Source organism: Rhodobacter sp. Har01 (genome assembly GCF_020564565.1).
Classification (GTDB): Bacteria; Pseudomonadota; Alphaproteobacteria; order Rhodobacterales; family Rhodobacteraceae; genus Pseudogemmobacter.
In genome coordinates, this window is record NZ_JAJCTD010000001.1 from 932567 (window position 1) to 952742 (window position 20176).

19 protein-coding genes are annotated in these 20176 nt (G+C 69.7%); 7 read left to right on the forward strand and 12 right to left on the reverse strand.

Translation table 11 applies throughout. The annotated features are described in order from the left end of the window. Positions 1 to 10 precede the first annotated feature (10 nt). From nuoE to LHP98_RS04520, 5 genes are all read right to left on the reverse strand, one after another. Positions 11 to 1072 (reverse strand): NADH-quinone oxidoreductase subunit NuoE, encoded by a 1062-nt coding sequence (gene nuoE, locus LHP98_RS04500; protein WP_227251275.1) that lies wholly within the window; start codon positions 1070 to 1072, stop codon positions 11 to 13. A gap of 97 nt (positions 1073 to 1169) precedes the next feature. Then, the gene (locus LHP98_RS04505) at positions 1170 to 2414 is read right to left on the reverse strand and encodes an NADH-quinone oxidoreductase subunit D (protein WP_227251276.1); all 1245 of its coding nucleotides are present in this window, start codon (positions 2412 to 2414) and stop codon (positions 1170 to 1172) included. Next, positions 2411 to 3016: an NADH-quinone oxidoreductase subunit C gene (locus LHP98_RS04510; RefSeq protein ID WP_227251277.1), complete on the reverse strand. Its 606-nt coding sequence runs from the start codon at positions 3014 to 3016 to the stop codon at positions 2411 to 2413. The genes LHP98_RS04505 and LHP98_RS04510 overlap by 4 nt, the downstream gene beginning before the upstream one ends. Positions 3017 to 3019: 3 nt before the next feature. Next, positions 3020 to 3553, reverse strand: coding sequence for a NuoB/complex I 20 kDa subunit family protein (locus LHP98_RS04515; RefSeq protein ID WP_319638910.1), 534 nt, complete (start codon positions 3551 to 3553; stop codon positions 3020 to 3022). Continuing rightward, positions 3544 to 3909, reverse strand: a complete 366-nt coding sequence (locus tag LHP98_RS04520) for an NADH-quinone oxidoreductase subunit A (protein WP_227251278.1) — start codon at positions 3907 to 3909, stop codon at positions 3544 to 3546. Before LHP98_RS04520 ends, LHP98_RS04515 begins: the two co-directional genes overlap by 10 nt. A 313-nt stretch (positions 3910 to 4222) precedes the next feature. Here LHP98_RS04520 and LHP98_RS04525 point away from each other — a divergent pair, with 313 nt between their 5' ends. Next, positions 4223 to 4639, forward strand: coding sequence for a hypothetical protein (locus LHP98_RS04525; RefSeq protein ID WP_227251279.1), 417 nt, complete (start codon positions 4223 to 4225; stop codon positions 4637 to 4639). An 84-nt stretch (positions 4640 to 4723) separates the two neighbouring features. Here LHP98_RS04525 and LHP98_RS04530 read toward each other — a convergent pair whose 3' ends face one another. The 3 genes from LHP98_RS04530 to LHP98_RS04540 all read right to left on the reverse strand — a co-directional run bounded on the left by LHP98_RS04530 (position 4724) and on the right by LHP98_RS04540 (position 7743). Further along, a complete protein-coding gene (locus tag LHP98_RS04530) occupies positions 4724 to 5152 on the reverse strand; it encodes a thermonuclease family protein (RefSeq protein WP_227251280.1) in 429 nt (142 codons plus the stop codon). A 94-nt stretch (positions 5153 to 5246) separates the two neighbouring features. Continuing rightward, the gene (locus LHP98_RS04535; RefSeq protein WP_227251281.1) at positions 5247 to 6476 is read right to left on the reverse strand and encodes a DegT/DnrJ/EryC1/StrS family aminotransferase; all 1230 of its coding nucleotides are present in this window, start codon (positions 6474 to 6476) and stop codon (positions 5247 to 5249) included. Beyond that, positions 6463 to 7743, reverse strand: a complete 1281-nt coding sequence (locus LHP98_RS04540; protein WP_227251282.1) for a TCR/Tet family MFS transporter — start codon at positions 7741 to 7743, stop codon at positions 6463 to 6465. Before LHP98_RS04540 ends, LHP98_RS04535 begins: the two co-directional genes overlap by 14 nt. 185 nt (positions 7744 to 7928) lie before the next feature. Here LHP98_RS04540 and LHP98_RS04545 point away from each other — a divergent pair, with 185 nt between their 5' ends. Further along, positions 7929 to 8078, forward strand: a complete 150-nt coding sequence (locus tag LHP98_RS04545; RefSeq protein WP_227251283.1) for a hypothetical protein — start codon at positions 7929 to 7931, stop codon at positions 8076 to 8078. Positions 8079 to 8108: 30 nt separating this feature from the next. Continuing rightward, complete coding sequence (locus tag LHP98_RS04550; protein ID WP_227251284.1) at positions 8109 to 8471, forward strand: hypothetical protein; 363 nt, start codon at positions 8109 to 8111, stop codon at positions 8469 to 8471. Positions 8472 to 8516: 45 nt separating this feature from the next. Here the strand turns inward: LHP98_RS04550 and LHP98_RS04555 are convergent, their stop codons facing one another. Next, a complete protein-coding gene (locus tag LHP98_RS04555) occupies positions 8517 to 9188 on the reverse strand; it encodes an HAD-IA family hydrolase (protein ID WP_227251285.1) in 672 nt (223 codons plus the stop codon). A gap of 85 nt (positions 9189 to 9273) precedes the next feature. Here LHP98_RS04555 and glmU point away from each other — a divergent pair, with 85 nt between their 5' ends. The 3 genes from glmU to LHP98_RS04570 are packed head-to-tail and all read left to right on the forward strand — an operon-like array spanning position 9274 to position 13134. Continuing rightward, entirely contained in the window at positions 9274 to 10623 is a 1350-nt protein-coding gene (gene glmU / locus LHP98_RS04560; RefSeq protein WP_227251286.1) for a bifunctional UDP-N-acetylglucosamine diphosphorylase/glucosamine-1-phosphate N-acetyltransferase GlmU, read from the forward strand. Between the two features lie 4 nt (positions 10624 to 10627). After that, complete coding sequence (gene glmS / locus LHP98_RS04565; RefSeq protein ID WP_227251287.1) at positions 10628 to 12451, forward strand: glutamine--fructose-6-phosphate transaminase (isomerizing); 1824 nt, start codon at positions 10628 to 10630, stop codon at positions 12449 to 12451. Continuing rightward, complete coding sequence (locus LHP98_RS04570; protein ID WP_227251288.1) at positions 12448 to 13134, forward strand: DNA alkylation repair protein; 687 nt, start codon at positions 12448 to 12450, stop codon at positions 13132 to 13134. The genes glmS and LHP98_RS04570 overlap by 4 nt, the downstream gene beginning before the upstream one ends. Before the next feature lie 334 nt (positions 13135 to 13468). Here the strand turns inward: LHP98_RS04570 and LHP98_RS04575 are convergent, their stop codons facing one another. After that, positions 13469 to 13960 carry a hypothetical protein gene (locus tag LHP98_RS04575; RefSeq protein ID WP_227251289.1) on the reverse strand — a complete coding sequence of 164 codons (492 nt, stop codon included), beginning with the start codon at positions 13958 to 13960 and terminating at the stop codon, positions 13469 to 13471. Positions 13961 to 14045: 85 nt separating this feature from the next. Between LHP98_RS04575 and moaA the strand changes: the two genes are divergently transcribed. Beyond that, entirely contained in the window at positions 14046 to 15050 is a 1005-nt protein-coding gene (gene moaA / locus LHP98_RS04580) for a GTP 3',8-cyclase MoaA (RefSeq protein WP_227251290.1), read from the forward strand. A 114-nt stretch (positions 15051 to 15164) separates the two neighbouring features. Here the strand turns inward: moaA and LHP98_RS19460 are convergent, their stop codons facing one another. Continuing rightward, a complete protein-coding gene (locus LHP98_RS19460) occupies positions 15165 to 16697 on the reverse strand; it encodes an alpha/beta fold hydrolase (protein WP_264473575.1) in 1533 nt (510 codons plus the stop codon). A gap of 47 nt (positions 16698 to 16744) precedes the next feature. Further along, a complete protein-coding gene (locus LHP98_RS04590; protein WP_227251291.1) occupies positions 16745 to 17434 on the reverse strand; it encodes an NnrU family protein in 690 nt (229 codons plus the stop codon). Positions 17435 to 20176 lie beyond the last annotated feature (2742 nt).

The following is a 20176-nucleotide window of genomic DNA, read 5'->3' on the forward strand; positions in this document are numbered from 1 at the left end:
GGGGCCTTGGTTAACCCGTGTCGCCGCGACCGATCCGCTCGGCATCCTCGGCCGAGCCGCCCGCAGCCAGAACCTTTGCCTGCGCCACCCAGCGGTCGCGCGTGACCCGGCCCTTGAAGCCTTCCAGATTGTCATCGACCCAGGCCACCTCGGCCGCGGTCCAGCCGGCAATCTGGTCGAAATGGAAAAAGCCAAGGCGATGGCACAGGGCCTCGAGCTTCGGGCCGATGCCCCAGATCAGCTTCAGGTCGTCCGCCTTGCCCGCCCGCGCAGCCGCCAGAGCCTCGGGCTTCCGGCCCGCCCCAGCGGCGGCCGGCTCCGGCTTCGACATCACTGGCAGGACCGCGCCCCTGGTCGCCGCAGGCCGGCCAAGCCAAGGCGTCGAAAGCGGCACTTCGGTGCCGTCGATCCGCTTCACCGTGTCGCCGATGTCGACCGCGTGTTGCACAGTGGCATTGTATTGCGTCCGCCCCGAGTCGAAGTCCTTGAGCGAGGTCAAGCCGGTCTTCGGTTCGGCCGCATAGCGCCCGTTCTGCGGCCCCGGCACCGGCACCTCACCGGCTGAGAACCGCCCGATCAGCGCCCGCAGGCCCTCGGCCGTCAGGTCCTCGTAATAGTCCTTGCCGATCTGGGCCATGGGCGCATTGGTGCAGGCGCCCATGCACTCGACCTCTTCCCAGCTGAACTTGCCGTCGGCGCTCAGCGTGTGGGGGGTCGGCGCGATCAGGTCCTTGCAGACGGCGATCAGGTCCTCGGCGCCGCAGATCATGCAGCTGGTGGTGCCGCAGATCTGCACATGGGCAATCCGGCCAACGGGTTGCAGCTGGAACATGAAGTAGAAGGTGGCCACTTCCAGCACCCGGATGTAGGCCATTCCCAGCATGTCGGCGACGTGTTCGATGGCGGCACGGCTCAGCCAGCCCTCCTGCTCTTGCGCGCGCCACAAGAGCGGGATCACCGCACTGGCCTGCCGGCCGGCCGGATACTTGCTGATCTGGCCCTTGGCCCAATCCAGGTTGGCCGCCGTGAAGGCAAAGCTGTCAGGCTGGGTATGGTGCAGGCGGCGAAGCATTACTCGACCCCGGCAAGTATGAGCGGAAGGACCGGAGGTCCCCAGATGGTCAACATGAAGACAACGAAAATCAGTCCCGGAAGGCCAAGATTGTTGATCACCGGTCGATCTCCCCGAAGACCACGTCCATGGTGCCGATGATGGCGGCGACGTCGGCCAGCAGGTGGCCCTTGGCGATGTAGTCGATGGCCTGCAGGTGCAGGAACCCAGGCGCCCGGATCTTCGCCCGGTAGGGCCTGTTGGTGCCATCGGCCACCAGATAGACGCCGAACTCGCCCTTCGGCGCCTCGACCGCGGCATAGACCTCGCCCGCGGGCACATGGAAGCCCTCGGTGTACAGCTTGAAGTGATGGATGAGCGCCTCCATCGAGGTCTTCATCTCGGCCCGTTTCGGCGGCGACAGCTTGCCGCGCGCCATCACGTCGGTCTGCGCTGCCGGTTCGCGCAGCTTGGCGCAGGCCTGCAGGATGATGCGGGTCGATTCCCGCATCTCGGCCATCCGGCACAGGTAGCGGTCATAACAGTCGCCGTTCTTGCCGACGGGGATCTTGAAGTCGAACTCGTCATAGCACTCATAGGGCTGGCTGCGGCGCAGGTCCCAGGCCAGGCCCGAGCCGCGCACCATCACGCCGGAGAATCCCCAGTCCTGGATGTCCTTCTCGCTGACCACGCCGATATCGGCGTTGCGCTGCTTGAAGATGCGGTTTTCCGTCAACAGGCCGTCGATGTCGTCCACCATCTTGGGAAAGGCCTGCGCCCAGGTCTCGATGTCGTCGATCAACTGGGGCGGCAGGTCCACATGCACGCCACCGGGCCGGAAATAGGCCGCATGCAGACGCGCCCCGCAGGCCCGCTCGTAGAACACCATCAGCTTCTCGCGTTCCTCGAAGCCCCAGAGCGGCGGTGTCAAGGCGCCGACGTCCATGGCCTGCGTGGTGACGTTGAGAAGGTGGTTCAGGATGCGGCCGATCTCGCTGTAAAGCACCCGGATCAGGCTGGCGCGGCGCGGCACCGTGACCCCGCACAGCTTCTCGATCGCCAGGCACCAGGCATGTTCCTGGTTCATCGGCGCGACATAGTCGAGGCGGTCGAAATACGGCAGGTTCTGCAGGTAGGTGCGGCTTTCCATCAGCTTCTCGGTGCCGCGGTGCAACAGGCCGATATGCGGGTCGCAGCGTTCGACGATTTCCCCGTCCAGCTCCAGCACCAGCCGCAGAACGCCATGCGCGGCGGGGTGTTGCGGGCCGAAGTTGATGTTGAAGTTGCGGATCCTCTGCTCCGGCGTCACCGCGTCGGTCGAGCCGTCGTCGTAAAGGTGCTTGTGCGGATCGCCGTCCATCATTTCGCTGCCTTCTGGTCGCCGGGAAGCATGTATTGGGCGCCTTCCCAGGGGGACATGAAGTCGAACTGGCGGTATTCCTGCACCAGCTTCACCGGCTCATAGACCACCCGCTTCTGCGCCTCGTCGTAGCGCACCTCGACATAGCCGGTGGTCGGGAAATCCTTGCGCAAGGGATGGCCGCGGAAGCCGTAGTCGGTCAGCAGCCGGCGCAGGTCGGGATGGCCACTGAACAGGATGCCGAACATGTCGAACACCTCGCGCTCGAACCAGTTGGCCGATGCGTGGATGGCGTGAATCGACGGCACCATCTCGTCTTCGCGCACCGCGACCTTCAGCCGGATGCGCTGGTTCCGGTACATCGACAGGAAATGGTAGACCATGTCGAACCGCACCGGGCGGTCGGGGTGGTCCACCGCCGTGATGTCGACCAGCGAGGTGAACCGGCAGGACGGGTCGTCGCGCAGGAATTCGACCAGGCTTTCCAGATGCGCCAGCGAGGCGGTCAGCGTCAACTCGCCGAAGGCCACGGAAACGGCCAGCACGGCATCGACGTTCTTCACCTCGATGGCGGCGGCCAGGTCATGAAGGGCGGTGTCGGGCATGGCCTACCTTACCAGGGTTCCGGTGCGGCGGATCTTCCGCTGCAACTGCAGGATGCCGTAAAGCAGCGCCTCGGCCGTGGGCGGGCAGCCCGGCACGTAGATGTCCACCGGCACCACCCGGTCACAGCCGCGCACCACCGAATAGCTGTAGTGGTAATAGCCGCCGCCATTGGCGCAACTGCCCATGCTGATCACATAGCGCGGCTCGGGCATCTGGTCATAGACCTTGCGCAGCGCCGGGGCCATCTTGTTGGTCAGCGTGCCCGCGACGATCATCAGGTCGGACTGCCGGGGCGAGGCGCGCGGCGCGGTGCCGAAGCGTTCCAGGTCATAGCGCGGCATCGAGGTGTGCATCATCTCGACGGCACAGCAGGCCAGACCGAAGGTCATCCAGTGCAAGCTGCCGATGCGCGCCCAGTTGATGATGTCCTCGGTCGAACTGAGCAGGAACCCCTTGTCCAGAAGCTCATGGTTCAGGGCCTGGACCATGACCTCCTGATCGCCGCCGGCGCTGTTCGGTCCGGTGCTCACTCCCATTCCAGCGCCCCCTTCTTCCACTCATAGGCGAAGCCGATGGTCAGCACGGCCAGAAAGACCATCATGGACCAGAAGGCGGTCATGCTGATGTCGCCAAATGCCACAGCCCAGGGAAACAGGAAGGCCACTTCCAGGTCGAAGATGATGAACAGGATCGACACCAGATAGAAGCGCACGTCGAACTTCATCCGGGCGTCGTCAAAGGCGTTGAAGCCGCATTCGTAGGTCGAGACCTTTTCCGGGTCGGGCTTGCGGATGGCGATCACCGCGGCGGCGAGGATCAGCACGAGACCCAGGCCGACCGCAACCCCAAGCAGAACAAGGATGGGCAGGTAGTCCCGCAAAAGCACATCCAAGTGAGCCTCCTCCAGCTGGCAAAAGCGCGCGACGGGTCGTGGGCGCCCGCTTGAACTCTTGCGCTTCGTTTACTCTGCACCCTGCCCCGGGTCAACGCATGGGGGCAGGAAAACCCGTCCCTGCGGTGCATGAATCGACCGAATGTATGCAATGGTGTGCGGTATTTCTCCAGCGGCTGCGTCCATCCGGCGCAGACCGCCCCCCCAGCGTCGCGCCAGAGATCGGGGCGGACAGCGATTCCCCACCTTGACCGGATCGGTCGGCGCGGATTGTCTGGGCCCGAACCGGGTTCCGTCTCGCGAAAGGTCTTCGATGCGTTTGCTGGCTGTCCTCAGCGCCCTGCTGGCGCCCCTGCCGCTGGCCGCGGCGCCGGCCTGCGCCGTCGATCCGGCGGCCGTCGAGGCGCGGATTGCCGGTCTCGAGGCCGCCTACCCCCTGGTCCTGTCCGACATCGGCTGCGAGGCGCCGGCGCTGCCCGCGCATGTGATCCTGTGCGATGCGGCCGAGGCCGCGGACCCGACGCTCTGGCGCATGGCGCGGCTGGATGATCTGGCCTGGGTGCATGCGGTCGAAAACGCCACCGGGCAGCAGGTGGACCAGGTCGATCCGCCGCGCGACGCGGCCTTTGTGGCCCGCCGCGACGCCTGCCGCGACATCGCCTGCCTGTGCGACGTGCTGGTCGCGCATACCGACGACAGCCTCGGCGGCACTTCGCCCTACGCCAGGTAAGCCGATTTCCGAAGCCGGAAATCGAAGCCGGAATTCGACACGAATTCCGCGCCCCGCCGCACCCGCGCCCCTCCGCTTCCGCGCTTAGCCGCACCAGCCGGCGCGCCGGCCCCCGTCGTAAGGCCGACCATGGCCCGCCTTCAGCATCGCCAGGGCCGCATCGATGCCGTCCAGGCGCAGGTGGACCAGCGGCCGGCCATAGCGGTCCTGCCCCTCGACCCCCACCGTCACCTCGCGCGCCGCCTTGACCAGAGCGGCCAGCGCCGCCTTCGCCGCCTGCGCCGCAGCCCGTTCGGCCGCACAGGCGCCGTCGAGTTCCGGCGTGTCGATCCCGATCAGCCGCGCGGCCTCGGTCTGGCCGGGGCAGACCAGTTCCACGGTGTCGCCGTCATAGACATGGCCCACCCGGCAGTCGCCCCCCGGCAGGGGCGTCGGATCGGCCCATTCCCACAGCCGGACCAGCACAAGGCCGGTCAGCACGACATAGGCGAAAAGCGTGGCGTCCAGCCGCATCCGGTCCTGTCCCTGCCGCCCCCGCCGCCAGGGCCCCCGGCAGACGGCGGGGTGGGCGGGTGGGCGCCGTCTGCCGGGGGCCTTTCCCGGCCGGTTATTGCACCTGCGGCGCGGCGACCGCCTCGACCGCCTCGGCCTGGCCGATCCGCAGCGCCTCGGCCCGGATGATGCGGGCGATCTGCGCCACGTCGGCCGGCGCAAAGGTCAGCGGAAGCCGCATGTCCACCAGGCCCCGCAACACCCGGTCGGTCTGCGGGCAGGACTGCGCCCCGGCATAGCGCCAATGCACATAACGGCTGGTGAACGCCACCGGGTCACCCGCGCCGAACCACTTCAATTCCACCCCGCGCGCCACACAGGCCGCCAGGAAGGCGACGATCCGCGCCTCCTCCCACTGCGGGAGCAGGAACTGGAACGACGATCCCACGAACCGCTCTTCCGCGGGCCGCGGGATCAGCCGCAGCCCCGGCACCCCGGCCAGCCCCGCCTCCATGCCGCGGTACAGCGCCGCCCAGCGGTCGCGCCGATCCGCCAGCAGGCCGATCTGCGGCCGCAGCACCGCCGCGCGCAGGTTGTCCATCCGTCCCGAGACGTTGGGCACCTCCAGCCGGATGCGCTGAAACACTTCCGGCCCCGGCGCCGCGCGGTGCCGGCCATACAACATGTAGGACCCCGACAGCAGAACCATCCGCGCCGCCACCTCTTCGTCATCGGTGATGCAGAACCCGCCCTCGCCCGAATTCATATGCTTGTAGGTCTGCGTCGAAAAGCAACCCACCACCCCGTGCCGCCCCGAGGCCACGCCGCGCCACTCGGCCCCCATGGTATGGGCGCAATCCTCGATCACCGTCACGCCCAGCCGTCCGCACAGCGCCATCAGCGCGTCCATGTCGCAGACATGGCCGCGCATGTGGCTCAGCAGCAAGAGCCGCGCCCCGGTCGCCTTCGCCTTGGCCTCAAGGTCGGCAAGATCCAGCACCAGGTCTTCGGTGATCTCGACAAACACCGGCCGGCCCCCGGCCGCGGCAATCGCCCCCGGCACCGGCGCCAGGGTAAAGGCGTTCGACAGCACCGGCTCGTCCCGGTCCAGCCCCACGGCCCGCAGCGCGCAGCCCAGCGCATAGCCGCCCGAGGCGACGGCGACGCAATACCGGGCCCCGGTGAAGGCAGCGAATTCCTCTTCCAGCAACGCGGCCTCGGCCACCTCGTCGCCAGCGGTGTTGTAGCGGTGCAGCCGCCCGTGCCGCAGCACCGCCAGCGCCGCCGCGATCCCGTCTTCCGAGATCGGCTCCTGCTGGGTAAAGCTGCCCTCAAACCGCTCCATCTTGCCCCTCCCGGCGCTTCAGCATCACGAACAGGACCAGCGTCAGGGCCATGAACCCCGCCGCCACCCAGTAGGCCACGTCGGGCGACCGCCAGGCCCGCCCCTCGGCCATGAAATGGCCGAAGACCCAGGCGTAGAACACCGTCCCGGCCAGCATCGCGACATTGGTGATGGCGGAAATGCCACCTTGCAACTCGCCCTGCGCGTTCTCGGGCACCTTGCGCGACATCATCGCGGTCAGCACCGGATGGGCAAAGCCCTCCGGCCCGTGCAGGATCATCAGCGCGAAGACCACGGCCACGCTACCGGCCATGCCATAGCCCAGCACCGCCAGCATCGAACAGGCCAATCCGAACAGCGCCGTCCGCGCCTCGCCGAACCGTGCCACCGCCGGCCCGGTCAGCCCGGCCTGGAAGGCGCCCGTCACCAGCCCGAAGATCGCAAGCGACAGGCCCACCATGCCCTCGCTCCAGCCGAACTTGGCAATGCCCCAGAAGGCCCAGATCGCCGGATAGACCGAGGTCGAAAAGAAATACAGGCCCATCAGCAGGCACATCGGCAGCACGCCCGGATAGCTGGCAAACACGCGGAACGCCCCGAACGGGTTGGCGCGCGACCAGCGGAACGGACGGCGGTTTTCCGGCGCCAGCGTCTCGGGCAGCACGAACCAGCCATAGACGACATTCAGCAGCGAAATCGCCGCGGCCACCCAGAACGGAACCCGCGGCCCGAACTCGCCCAGAAGGCCGCCGATGGCCGGGCCGATCACGAAGCCGATGCTCAGCGCCGCACTCATCAGCGCGAAGGCGCGGGCACGGCCCTCGGGCGGGGTGACATCGGCAATATAGGCGTTGGCGATCACCCAGCTGGCACCGCAGACCCCGGCCAGCACCCGGCCGACGAACAGCCAGAACAGCGTCGGCGCCACCGCCGAAAAGGCGAAATCCAGCCCCAGCCCGAACACCGCCAAAAGCAGCATCGGCCGCCGGCCGAAACGGTCGGCCAGGTTGCCCATCAGCGGCGCGCAGACGAACTGCGCCAGGCTGTAGGCGGCGAACATCCAGCCGCCCACCAGGGCCGCGCGGTCGATGCCAAGGCCCCCCACTTCCTTGATCAGCGCCGGGATGACCGGCATGATCAGTCCGAACCCCACCATGTCGAGGAACACGGTGAGCAGGACAAAGGTCGCGGCGTGGCGCGAGACAGGGCGCGAAACGGGGCGCGAAGCGGGCCGGGAACCGGCGACTGACTTGGGCGCGTCGGACATTCGTCCGGGCTTAGGCATTCGCGGCCCGGCTGTCAAACCACGGCGCGATGACCGGGGATGACGGGGAGATGACGGGGGATGACGGGGGATGACGGGATTTGTCACTGGCCCGCACCGCCACCGGGCCGCATAACCCGGGCCGCACAACCCCGGCCATCCGCGCCGCCGCCCGAAAGGTCAAGACCATGCGCCTCCATGTCCAGATCCTCGCGGCAACAGCCCTGGCGCTTTCGCTTGGCTTCGGCCTGCCGGTCAAGGCGGCGCACCACTCTGCCCTTGATGCCGTCGGCACGACCGGCGCCCGCCCCGCAACGACCGGACTTCCCGACCTCTGACGCCGACACCTTCCGCGACCGGAGCCCGCCATGCCCCCCCGCCGTCCTGCCCTTGCCGCCCTTGCCACCACCCTGACCCTGACCCTGGCAGCCGCCCTTCCCGCCCGCGCCGATCTGGTGATCGAAGGCCGGGCAGCGCAGGCGCTGCAATGCTCGGCGCTGCTTTACCTGGTTTCCGACATGCTGTTCGAAGCCGGCTACATCGATCGGTCCGACCGCGACGCGGCGCAGTCCGCCGCCGTGGTGATGCTCGACCATGTGCCGGGCACCGACGATCAGAAGGTGCAGGCCATGGGCCAGCGCTTCGACCGGATCTTCCGCACCCGCAGCCTGCCCGAGCTGATGGAGGAGTTCGACAAGACCGCGCCCTGGTGCCAGAAGACATTTCTCTGACCCGCGGCGCCCTGATCGCAGCCCGCCGACCCGCGGCCCGACCGTTCAGCCCAGCATCTGCTCCACCAGCGCCGGCAGGTCGCCATAGCCGTGCAGCAGCGCCTCGGGGGCCAGCCGGGCGATGCCCTGCCCCTCGGGGCCAAAGGTGACCAGCGCACAGGGCACGCCCGCGGCCCGCGCCGTTTTCAGATCGGTCTCGGTGTCGCCCACCAGCACCGACCGCCCGACCGCGCCCCCGGCCCGGTCCACCGCCAGCCGGTAAGGCGCCGGGTCGGGCTTGCGCACCGGCAGCGTGTCGGCGCCCACCAGCGCGCCGAACAGATCGCGAATGCCCAGCCGGCGAACCAGCTCTTCGGCCAGGCCCTCGGGCTTGTTGGTGCAGATCGCCACCGCATGGCCCGCCGCCCGCAGCGCCTCGACCGCCGCGACCGCGCCGGGATACAGCCGCGTGTGCACGTCGATGGCCTCGGCATAGGCCGACAACAGCCGTGGATACCAGGTCTCGACCTCGGCCTCCCCGCCCCGTCCCAACCGCGAAAACCCCAGCCGCAGCATGGCCTTGCCGCCATGAAACGCCGTCAGCACGTCGCCCTGGCCCAGCAGATCGCCCTCGCCCATCGCCCGGAAACAGGCGTTTGCCGCCGCCAGCAGGTCGCCAGAGGTATCCGCCAGCGTTCCGTCCAGATCGAAAACCGTGCACTTGCGGCCCTGCAACATCCCGCAACCCTCTGTGAGACCCCGCCCCCTTGGCGTTTCGGCCCCTTCGCCGTAAAACCGGAGCCAACGAAAAGGAAGAGGCAGAATGCAGGTCTCGCTCATCATCCTGGCCGCCGGCCAGGGAACGCGCATGAATTCCGACACCCCCAAGGTGCTGCACAAGCTGGCGGCGGCCCCGCTTCTGCATCACGCCATGGCCGCGGGCCGGGCGCTTGACCCCGCCCGCACCGTGGTCGTCGTCGGCCATGGCGGCGATCAGGTCGCCCGCGCGGCGCAGGACTGCGACGAGACCGCCGAGGTGGTGGTGCAGGACGAACAGAACGGCACCGCGCACGCCGTCGCCCAGGCTGCGCCGCTGCTGGCCGATGCCCCCGGCCAGGCCCTCGTGCTGTATGGCGACACCCCCTTCATCCGGCCCGAAACCCTGCAGGCGATGCTCGACGCCCGCGACCGCCATGCTGTCGTGGTGCTGGGCTTCCACGCCGCCGACCCCGGCCGCTACGGCCGCCTTCTGACCCGCGGCGACGACCTGCTTGCGATCCGCGAATTCAAGGATGCTTCGCCCGAAGAACGCAGCCTGACCCTGTGCAATTCCGGCGTGATCTGCGCCGAGGCGCGCACCCTGTTCCGCCTCGTCTCGCAGGTCGGCAACGCCAATGCCGCCGGCGAATACTACCTGACCGACATCGTCGAACTCGCCCGCGCCCAAGGCCTGTCTGCCGGCGTGGTGATCTGCGACGAATCCCAGACGCTGGGCATCAACACCCGCGCAGAACTTGCTGCCGCCGAAGCCGCCTTCCAGGCCCGCGCCCGGGCCGAGGCCCTTGAAAACGGCGTCACCCTGACCGCGCCCGAGACGGTGTTCTTCGCGCTCGACACTCACATCGGCCGCGATGCCGTCATCGGCCCGAATGTCATCTTCGGGCCTGGCGTCACCATCGAATCCGGGGCCGAGATCAAGGGCTTCTGCCACCTGGAAGGCTGCCACGTGTCGCGCGGCGCCGATGTCGGCCCCTTCGCCCGCCTGCGCCCCGGCGCCGAACTGGCCGAGGATGTCCACGTCGGCAACTTCGTCGAGATCAAGAATGCGATCCTCGATCAGGGCGTCAAGGTCGGTCACCTCACCTACCTCGGTGACGCCGACGTGGGCGAGCATACCAACATCGGCGCCGGCACCGTCACCTGCAACTACGACGGGGTGATGAAGCACCGCACCACCATCGGCAAACGGGTCTTCATCGGCAGCGACACCATGCTGGTGGCCCCGGTGACCATCGGCGACGGGGCCCTGACCGGCTCGGGCAGCGTGATCACCGAAGACGTGCCGGCCGAAGCCGTGGCGCTGGCCCGCGCCCGGCAGACCAACCGACCGGGCCTTGCGACCAAGCTCTTTGAAAAACTCCGTGCCATCAAGGCGGCGAAAGCGAAGGACTGATTTCATGTGCGGCATTGTCGGCGTCCTGGGCCATCACGAAGTGGCCCCGCTTCTGGTCGAGGCGCTGAAGCGCCTCGAATATCGCGGCTATGACTCGGCCGGCATCGCCACCGTCAACGCCGGCCGGCTGGACCGCCGACGCGCCGTCGGCAAGCTGGTGAACCTGTCCGACCTTCTGGTCCACGACCCGCTGGCCGGCAAGGCCGGCATCGGCCACACCCGCTGGGCGACCCACGGCGCGGCGACCGTCGTCAATGCCCACCCCCATCGCGCCGGCGGCGTGGCCGTGGTGCACAACGGCATCATCGAGAATTTCCGCGAGTTGCGCGCCGACCTCGCCGCCGACGGCTACCTGCCGGAAACCGAGACCGACACCGAAACCGTCGTCCTGCTGGCCCGCCGCGCGCTTGACCGCGGCCTGTCGCCCGTCGAGGCCGCCCGCGACACCCTGGCCCGGCTGCAGGGTGCCTTCGCGCTCTGCTTCCTGTTCGACGGTCAGGACGACCTGATGATCGCCGCCCGCAAAGGCAGCCCGCTGGCCATCGGCCATGGCGATGGCGAGATGTTCGTCGGCAGCGACGCCATCGCGCTGGCGCCGATGACCGACCGCATCACCTATCTCGACGAAGGCGACTGGGCCGTCATCACCCGCGCTGGCGCTCAGATCTTCGACGCCGCCGGCCGGCTGGCCAACCGCCCCGAGACCCGCATCCAGATGGACGCGGCCCGGATCGAGAAGGCCGGCTACAAGCATTTCATGGCGAAAGAGATCGCCGAACAGCCCATCGTGCTGGCCGACGCGCTGAAGCACTATGCGAACGGCGGGGTGAAACCCGCCCTGCGGCTGCCCGAAAACCTGAATTTCCAGGCCATCGACCGCGTGACCCTGGTCGCCTGCGGCACCGCCAACTACGCCTGCCAGGTGGCGAAATACTGGTTCGAGCAGATCGCCGGCCTGCCCGCCGACGTCGATATCGCCTCCGAGTTCCGCTACCGCGAGCCGGTGCTGTCGCCGGCCTCGATGGCGATCTTCGTCAGCCAGTCGGGTGAGACGGCCGATACCCTGGCCGCGCTGCGCCACGTCAAGGACAAGGTGGCCAAGGTCGTCTCGGTGATCAACGTCCCCACCTCCTCGATCGCGCGCGAATCCGACCTGGCCCTGCCCATCCTGGCCGGCATCGAGGTCGGCGTCGCCTCGACCAAGGCCTTCACCTGCCAGCTGACCGTGCTGGCCCTGATGGCGCTGAAGGCCGCGCAGGACCGCGGCCGCATCGACGCCGCCACCCTGGCCGACCGGCTGGCCACCCTGCGCGCCCTGCCGGGCCTGATGAACGCCGCCCTGGCACTTTCCGACCCCATCGCCCGCATCGCCAAGGACCTGGCCCGCGCCCAGGACATCCTCTTCCTCGGCCGCGGCCCGATGTTCCCCCTGGCGATGGAAGGCGCGCTGAAGCTGAAGGAAATCAGCTACATCCACGCCGAAGGTTACGCGTCAGGCGAACTCAAGCACGGCCCCATCGCGCTGATTGACGCCGCCGTGCCGGTGATCGTGCTGGCGCCGAAGGACGCGCTCTTCGACAAGACCGTCTCGAACATGCAAGAGGTGATGGCCCGCAACGGCAAGGTGCTTCTGCTGTCTGACACCGCCGGGATCGAGCACGCCGGCCATGGCACCTGGAAGACCCTGACCCTGCCCGAGGTGGAACCGCTCTGGGCGCCCATCCTCTACGCCATCCCGGCGCAACTGCTGGCCTATCACACCGCCATCGCCAAGGGGACGGACGTCGATCAGCCGCGCAACCTGGCGAAGTCGGTGACGGTGGAATGACCGGCATCACCCTGGCCCAGGCCCTGGCGGCGCTGGAAGCCGAGGCCGACCCCGAACGCGCCGCAGGCGAAGCCGCCTACCTGAAGACCACCCGCCGCGTCCTGGGCCTGCGGGTGCCGCGGATCACCGAACTGGCGACGGCCTGGCGCGAAGGGCTGTCGGTCGAGGACCGCGTCGCGCTGGCCGACGGCCTGTGGCGGACAGACATCCACGATGCCCGCGTGGCCGCGGCCAAGCTGCTGACCCAGGCGCGGCTGCGCCCCGACCAGGCGGTCTGGGACCTGATCGCCTCCTGGGTGCCGCAGTTCGACGGCTGGGCCATCGCCGACCACGCGTCCGACGCCGGCGCCCGCCGACTGGTGGCCGACCCCACGCGGCTGGACCATGTCGAGACCTGGACCACCTCGCCCCACCTCTGGACCCGCCGCGCCGCACTGGTGATGACGCTGCCCTGGGCCAAGCTGAACTTCCCCAGCCCCGCCGAACAGGCCGCGCGCGACCGCATCCTGGGCTGGGCGGCGGCTTACGTGCCCGACCGCGACTGGTTCATCCAGAAGGCAGTGGCCTGGTGGCTGCGCGACCTGTCGAAACACGCCCCCCAGGCCACCCGAAGCTTTCTGGCGCAGCATGGCGAAGCGATGAAACCCTTTGCCCGCAAGGAAGCCGGCAAGTATCTGGGCTGACCGGCAGTGATCCAACGGAGCGGCCGCAAGCGCGGCCGCACGCCCTTTGTCTCGCCTCTGCGCGCAAGCGCGCAACCGGCTCGGCCGCCCGGCATCGACGCGACGCTTCATTTGTGGCCTGGCACATTGCACTGGCCGCGGATGCCTCCGGCGGGGGTATTTCCGCCAAGATGAAGCGGCAAGGTCTTCATCTTGGTCCAAATACCCCGGGGGAGTCTTCGCGGCACGCGAAGACGGGGGCAGCGCCCCCGCGCCCGAGGAGGAGCCTGCAAGGCGACGACGAGGCAAAAGCCGTGCGGCGCGCCTGCGCGCCGCGCCGCTGCTTCACCGCCGGTCAGGGGCCGTAGATCACCAGTTCGGGCAGCTCGGTCAGGCCGATCCCCAGCGCCTGGTAGGCCGCCAGCGACATCAGCGCCGCGCCTGTTCCGGGCCGCAGGTCCACCGCCAGCGACTGGCCGTTGGGCGCCACGACGCGCCCCTTGGCGACGGCCTTCACCAACTCCGACTGCACCCAGAGCCCTTGCTCGGCCGGCGCGCCCAAGGCCACAACGGCCCGGCCCAGTTCGCGCTCGCCGCCCGCCGCCGGCGCCGCCAGCGCAGCCGCCTTTTCGGTGGCGCTGGTCTGGTCCAGCGCCTCGGGCGTCTGGCCGCCGCCCAGCGTCTCCAGCGAAGTCGTCTCGACCGGCGCGGCGATCTCGGTCGCCATCGGGGCGGTCTGCTCCGCCGTCCCGGCCGCCGTCTCGGGCTTGCCTGCCAGGCGTTCGACCAGCGCGCAGCCCGAAAGCCCCGCAGCGAAGATCACCAGCACCGGCACCTGCTTGAACATGTGACGACCTTAGTCTGCCGCCCCGCGTGCCGCAACTGCCGCATTCGTGCTTGTGGCCCCGCCGCGCCGCGCCTATTTTTCCTGAATGTCAGACGCAGCTCTCATCGACCCCTTCTCGCGCCCGATCTCCTATTTGCGCGTCTCGGTCACCGACCGCTGCGATTTCCGCTGCACCTATTGCATGGCGGAACAGATGACCTTCCTGCCCAAGGCAGACCTGCTGACGCTGGAGGAACTCGACCGCCTCTGCAGCGCCTTCGTCCGCATGGGCGTGCAGAAGCTGCGCGTCACTGGCGGCGAGCCCCTGGTGCGCAAGGGCATCGTGACCTTCTTCGAAGCCATGTCGCGCCACCTGTCCAGCGGCGCGCTCAAGGAGCTGACGCTGACCACCAACGGCAGCCAGTTGGCGCGTTTCGCCCCCGAGCTGGCCGCCCTCGGCATCCGCCGCGTCAATGTCAGCCTCGACACGCTGGACCCGGCGAGATTCGCCGCGATCACCCGTTGGGGCCGCCTGCCCCAGGTGCTGGACGGCATCGCTGCCGCCCAGGCCGCCGGCCTGCGGGTCAAGATCAACGCCGTGGCGCTGAAGGGCTTCAACGAGGACGAGCTGTTCCCGCTGACCGACTGGTGCGCCCGGGAAGGCCATGACCTGACCTGGATCGAGGTCATGCCGATGGGCGACATCGAACCCTCGCGGCTGGAGCAATACTGGAACCTGCGCGACCTCCGCCGCAGCTACGAGGGCCGCTTCACCCTGACCGACTTGGCCGAACGCTCAGGCGGCCCGGCGCGCTATGTCCGGATCGAGGAAACCGGCCAGAAAGTCGGCTTCATCACGCCGCTGACCCACAATTTCTGCGAAAGCTGCAACCGCGTCCGGCTGACCTGCACCGGCGAGCTTTACCTGTGCCTCGGCCAGGAAGACCGCGCCGACCTGCGGGCGCCCCTGCGGGCCAGTCCCGACGACGGCCTGCTGGACGCCGCCATCCGCGCCGCCATCGCCCGCAAGCCCAAGGGGCACGACTTCGACTACAGCCGCACCGCCATCACCGGCCAGGTCACCCGTCACATGAGCCACACCGGCGGCTGAACCGGCGGGGGCAGGGATACTGCCCGCTGGGGCGATCGCGTCGTCCTCCCCGGACTTCGGCCATGGTCTCCGCCGGGCGGGGCCCGCCGCAGGGGCAATTCCGTGCGGACATTGTCAGGCCGCCAGCAGCGGGAAGGTCACCCCCAGCGCCCAGGCGAAGGCCAGCGCCTGCATGATCGCCCCGGCGAAGGGATGCAGCGTCGCGCCCCAGGCCCGGGCCGAGAGCCAGCCGAACAACAGGAAGAACAGCACGATCACCGGCAGGATGATGGCCAGGAACATCAGCCGTTCGAAATCCAGCGCCACCGCGATCAAGAGGCTGACCAGCAGCCCCGCCTTCAGCGCCACGCCCTCCAGCCGGCCGGCGCCCATCCCCCGCATCGCCCATTCCAGCGCCAGGAAACAGGGCAAGGTGCCCGCGGCGATGGCCGCCATCACCAGCCAGCGGCCCGGACCGGGGAAGAAGTTGGTGAAGAAGGCGTCGATCGGCCAGAAGATCAGCCCCGCCACCAGCGCAAAGCCGATCAGCCCCGCCGCCAGCGCCCGCAGCGGAACGTCCGGCCGCGGTGCCCCGGCGGCCCAGAGGCACAGGGCGAGGGCCGCCCCGAAGGCCGCAAAATGCACCGCCAGGTAGTCGGCCACCAGCACCGGCAGGAACTGCGTCGGCAGGAATCGCAGCAGCACCGGCACCGCCACCACCGGCACCAGCGCCACCCACCACAACCGCCGCCAGGGCATTCCCGCCCCGCGCGGCTCTGCGCTGACCCGAGGCAGAAGGCGCATCCCCTGCCCCGCCAGCGCCGCTCCGCAGATCATGAGCAGCACGATCCAGCCGCCGCGGTCGGCCACAGCGCCCTGCGGCGCCATCCCGAAGACCCGGTCCAGCCAGCCCACCGTCTCGGCCATCGTGGTTTCGGAAAACAGCACCGCGGCATGTTCCACATGCGGCGCCACCGCCACCCGGCGCTGGTTCCCCTCGGCGCCCACCGTGTCCCCTTCGGCCGCCGCCGGGTCCATCAGCCGGCCCACCCGCAGCGCCTCGTCCCGCAGCCGCGGCTCCCATTGTCCGGTCACCACCAGCAGGTTTCGCGGCGTGCTCGCCGTCACCTCCCGCGAGAACATCGACACCAGCACCGTGGCCTCGACCTCCGGATGCCGCTTGACCGCCCGCACCACGATGTCGGTGGCCATCGAATGCGCCAGCACCGCCAGCCGTCCGTCGCCATACCCCCGCGCCGCCGCCATCACGGCTTCGAATTCACGCTGGAAGGTCACCGTGGCGCCGTCGACCTCGGTGATCGAACCGGCCAGCGGCTTCGGGTTCCGCCCGTGCCCCGCGGCATCATAGCTGACCGCGACATAGCCCGCCCGCGCTGCCGACAGCGCGAAGCTGTCCATGATCCGCGCCGATCCGGCAAAGCCGTGGTCGATCACCAGCACCGGCCCCTTCGCCGGCCCCTCGGGCCGGAACACCTGCGCCGGCACGCCCGCCAGCATCACCCGCTCCACCGCCACGCCCTCGGCCTGCCGCTGCAACTGGCAGAACGACACCATGAACCCCAGCGCCGCCAGCAGCACGATCAGCGCCACCCGGCGCATTGCCGTGGTCGCGTCCATGCCCAGATCGATGCTCTGTCCCAGCCTCATGCGGCAGACCTAAAGCAACCGGCGGAAAAGTCACGCCCTTGCGCCAATTACCACGCCCCCGGCCAAAACCCGATCACCGGCGCGTGCAGATGCCACAGCCCCGCCCAGGCCAGCAGCCACAGGCCCAGCCGCAGCCCCGAGGGCCGTCCCTCGGGCCGCCACCACCCGGCCAGCAGCGCTGCACCGGGCACCAGCCCGGTCCGCGCCGTCAGCCGCAGCCACGCGGCCGGCCCCATCGCCCGGCGGCGACGGCGCTCGACAATCCCCATCCCGGCCACCGAGAACCCCAGCATCAGGCCAAAGAACACCACATGCGCCAGATCGCCATTCGCCGCCAGATGCGCGCCAGACCACAGCACCAGCGCCCAAAGCAGCGGCTGCCGCGTCAGCCCCGCGATGCCCGGCCGGTCGGGGTCGAACCCCGCCCGCCGGCCCTCGAAGGCAAACGGATTGGGCGCCGCCACGCCAAAGGCCGCCAGCAGCCCCGCCACCGGCATCGCGATGTTGACCAGCCAGCGCGACCACCCGGTCGGCGGCCACAGCTCGACATGGGGCGCCCGCCCCGCCGCCACGATCACCCAGTAGAGCAGCGCCAGCGACCCGACCGAGAACGCCACGGTATAGCCCCGCGCGCCCAGGGCTTCCTCGGCCCGCGCCTTCACCCCCAGCATCGCCGGCAGCCGGTGCGAGATCAGGAACAGCCCCAGGGCAAGCGCGAAGTTCAGCCAGTCCAGCATCCGCCCTCTCTACCCCTCGCCGGGGGACGCGTGCAAACCCCTAGACCCCGCCACTCCACGCCACTCCACGCCACGACGCCGCCTGCTTTCCCGGGTCAAGTTCGCTTGCATCGCCACCGCGCCTTGATCCCGCCGCCTTCGCAGGCCTTCCCCAGGCCGCAGCGCACCCTGCCCGGCGACGTCATCGCTTGGAAAGCCGCAGACTGGCAAGGCACCTGTTGCGGGCGCCCCCGGCCCCGGCGCTCTGGTGCGCCCCGTGCCTGGTCCTGTCGCTTGAACCGCGGCTGCGGACAGCCGGACCCGCCCCAAGCCGTCGTCCCGCCGGCCCCTCGGCCCCGCAGGCCGCTTCCGGCCCCGGCCCTGCGCTTGCTCTCCCCGCTGCTGGCCCTGCGGCTGTGCGTGGCCCTGCCGATCCTGCCGGTCCTGCCGGTCCTGCCGGTCCTGCCGGTCCTGCCGGTCCTGCCGGTCCTGCCGGTCCTGCCGGTCCTGCCGGTCCTGCCGGTCCTGCCGGTCCTGCCGGTCCTGCCCGGGAAACCCATTCGGGCAGTCTGGTCAAGGGCGCCTGCGCACATGCCGCTGCCGCGCCTGACTCGGTTCTCGCTGACCCTTGTCTTGCCATCCCGGCCCCGCCGTTGGCCCTTGGCTGACGATGTCGGTCCTGCCCTGGGCGGTCTTCCGGGCGCCCGGGTGACAGACGCCGGTGCGCATGCCGCTGCTGGCGCAGGGCTCGCGGGCAGCGGCCGGTGGCTTCTTTCGGCTTGCCTCTCCAGGCAGACCGGCACATCGCGCGCGATCTGGCCGGCCACAGCCAAGTCGCTTCGGCTCCGGCCATCCTGCCTCGACCGTGCCGGGCGGAAATCCACGGTCCAGGAAACGCCCTCCCCCCCGCCTTTCCCAATGCCCTCCGCCCACCGCGCGGCCCAGCGCGCCGTTTCCCCCCGATCAGCACCACCCCGCCGATGGAACCGTCCTTCTGGCGAAATGCCGGGCTCCAGAGGCAGGCCGGCAACCCCTCCATCAGCCCCGAACGGCCCGCCCGGTCTCGGCCCAGCGCGCCGTTTCCCCCCGATCAGCACCACCCCGCCGATGGAACCGTCCTTCTGGCGAAACTCCGGGCTCCAGAGGCAAGCCGGCAGCCCCTCCATCAGCCCCGAACGACCCGCCCCGTCTCGGCCCAGCGCGCCGTTTCCCCCCGATCAGCACCACCCCGCCGATGGAACCGTCCTTCTGGCGAAACTCCGGGCTCCAGAGGCAGGCCGGCAGCCCCTCCATCGACCCCGAGCGGCCCGCCCGGTCTCGGCCCTGCGCGCCGATTTCCCCCGATCAGGACCACCCCGCCGATGCGGCCGCCCTTCTGGCGAAACTCCGGGCTCCAGAGGCAGGCCGGCAGCCCCTCCATCAGCCCCGAACGACCCGCCCCGTCTCGGCCCAGCGCGCCGTTTCCCCCCGATCAGAACCACCCCGCCGATGCGGCCGCCCTTCTGGCGAAACGCCGGGTTCCAGAGGCAGGCCGGCAGCCCCTCCATCAGCCCCGAACGGCCCGCCCGGTCTCGGCCCAAGGGGGGTCGGGCGGCGATGGTCGGGTGCTGGGTCGCCCAAGCCAACACGTCTGCATGCGCTTGACGGTCTGCGCCGCCGGGTTTCCACGGCGTGACCTCTCGGTGCCAGACCCCGGCCGCCAAGGGCCGCGTTGATTCCTTCGCCCAGACCCGGGCAACCTTGCCGCCGACCCGCGCTGTCGTGGTGGGCAAGGGCCCGGCCTGTCCCTGTGCCCCGGGTCCAGAGCCCTGCAAAGCCGTCCATCCCCTTGCGTCAGGCAACAGGCCCCGGCTTTCCCCATCCGGAAAGCAACCGGTGTCGCCGTGCCAAGTTGAGGATCAAGCCGCGAACCCGGCAGGCCCAGGCTCAGTCCCCCAGCGGCCCCACCCCTGGCCCGCGCCACCGCCTGCTCTCCCGAGCCAAGCCAGCCCGCATCCCCGCGCAGCCCCGTCCCGTGCCCACTGCCTTGCCTGCTCCCCCAAGCAATGCCAGCCCGCATCCCCTCGCAGCCCCGGCCCGCGCCCACGCCACCGCCTGCCGTCGCGATCCAGCCCAGCCCGCATTCCGCGCATTGCCCCGCCCAAGTCCATGCCGCAGTTTGCTCCCCCGAGCCAGGCCAACCCGCACCTCCTTGCGCCCCGGCCCCGAGTCCATTTCCCTGCCTGCTCTCCCGAGCCAAGCCAGCCCGCATCCCCTCGCAACCCCTGCCCCAGTCCACTGCCCTGCCTGCACCCCCGAGCCAAACCAGCCTGCACCCCCTCGCAACCGCGGCCCCAGCCCACTGCCCTGCCCGCTCCCCCGAGCCAAACCAACCCGCATCCCCCCGCACCCCCGGCCCCAGTCCACTGCCCTGCCCGCTCTCCCGAGCCAAGCCGCCCGCATCCCCTCGCAGCCCCGGCCCGAGTCGGCTTCCCTGCCTGCTCTCCCGAGCAACGCCAGCCCGAATCCCGTCGCGCCCCGTCCCGCGCCCACGCCACCGCCTGCCGTCGCGATCCCGCCCAACCCGCAATCCCCGCATTGCGCCGCCCAAGTCCATGCCGCAGTCCGCTCCCCCGAGCCAAACCAGCCCGAATCCCCGCGCATCCCCGGCCCCAGTCCACTGCCCTGCCTGCTCCCCCGAGCCAAGCCAGCCCGCATCCCCTCGCAAACGCGGCCCCAGCCCACTGCCCTGCCCGCTCCCCCGAACCAAACCAACCCGAATCC

What these genes read in the sequence shown, in the direction of transcription:
- nuoE (WP_227251275.1), bottom strand. Translation starts at nt 1,072, where the DNA reads ATGCTTCGCCGCCTGCACCATACCCAGCCTGACAGCTTTGCCTTCACG.
- LHP98_RS04505 (WP_227251276.1), bottom strand. Translation starts at nt 2,414, where the DNA reads ATGATGGACGGCGATCCGCACAAGCACCTTTACGACGACGGCTCGACC.
- LHP98_RS04510 (WP_227251277.1), bottom strand. Translation starts at nt 3,016, where the DNA reads ATGCCCGACACCGCCCTTCATGACCTGGCCGCCGCCATCGAGGTGAAG.
- LHP98_RS04515 (WP_319638910.1), bottom strand. Translation starts at nt 3,553, where the DNA reads ATGGGAGTGAGCACCGGACCGAACAGCGCCGGCGGCGATCAGGAGGTC.
- LHP98_RS04525 (WP_227251279.1), top strand. Translation starts at nt 4,223, where the DNA reads ATGCGTTTGCTGGCTGTCCTCAGCGCCCTGCTGGCGCCCCTGCCGCTG.
- LHP98_RS04530 (WP_227251280.1), bottom strand. Translation starts at nt 5,152, where the DNA reads ATGCGGCTGGACGCCACGCTTTTCGCCTATGTCGTGCTGACCGGCCTT.
- LHP98_RS04535 (WP_227251281.1), bottom strand. Translation starts at nt 6,476, where the DNA reads ATGGAGCGGTTTGAGGGCAGCTTTACCCAGCAGGAGCCGATCTCGGAA.
- LHP98_RS04540 (WP_227251282.1), bottom strand. Translation starts at nt 7,743, where the DNA reads ATGTCCGACGCGCCCAAGTCAGTCGCCGGTTCCCGGCCCGCTTCGCGC.
- LHP98_RS04545 (WP_227251283.1), top strand. Translation starts at nt 7,929, where the DNA reads ATGCGCCTCCATGTCCAGATCCTCGCGGCAACAGCCCTGGCGCTTTCG.
- LHP98_RS04550 (WP_227251284.1), top strand. Translation starts at nt 8,109, where the DNA reads ATGCCCCCCCGCCGTCCTGCCCTTGCCGCCCTTGCCACCACCCTGACC.
- LHP98_RS04555 (WP_227251285.1), bottom strand. Translation starts at nt 9,188, where the DNA reads ATGTTGCAGGGCCGCAAGTGCACGGTTTTCGATCTGGACGGAACGCTG.
- glmU (WP_227251286.1), top strand. Translation starts at nt 9,274, where the DNA reads ATGCAGGTCTCGCTCATCATCCTGGCCGCCGGCCAGGGAACGCGCATG.
- glmS (WP_227251287.1), top strand. Translation starts at nt 10,628, where the DNA reads ATGTGCGGCATTGTCGGCGTCCTGGGCCATCACGAAGTGGCCCCGCTT.
- LHP98_RS04570 (WP_227251288.1), top strand. Translation starts at nt 12,448, where the DNA reads ATGACCGGCATCACCCTGGCCCAGGCCCTGGCGGCGCTGGAAGCCGAG.
- LHP98_RS04575 (WP_227251289.1), bottom strand. Translation starts at nt 13,960, where the DNA reads ATGTTCAAGCAGGTGCCGGTGCTGGTGATCTTCGCTGCGGGGCTTTCG.
- moaA (WP_227251290.1), top strand. Translation starts at nt 14,046, where the DNA reads ATGTCAGACGCAGCTCTCATCGACCCCTTCTCGCGCCCGATCTCCTAT.
- LHP98_RS19460 (WP_264473575.1), bottom strand. Translation starts at nt 16,697, where the DNA reads ATGAGGCTGGGACAGAGCATCGATCTGGGCATGGACGCGACCACGGCA.
- LHP98_RS04590 (WP_227251291.1), bottom strand. Translation starts at nt 17,434, where the DNA reads ATGCTGGACTGGCTGAACTTCGCGCTTGCCCTGGGGCTGTTCCTGATC.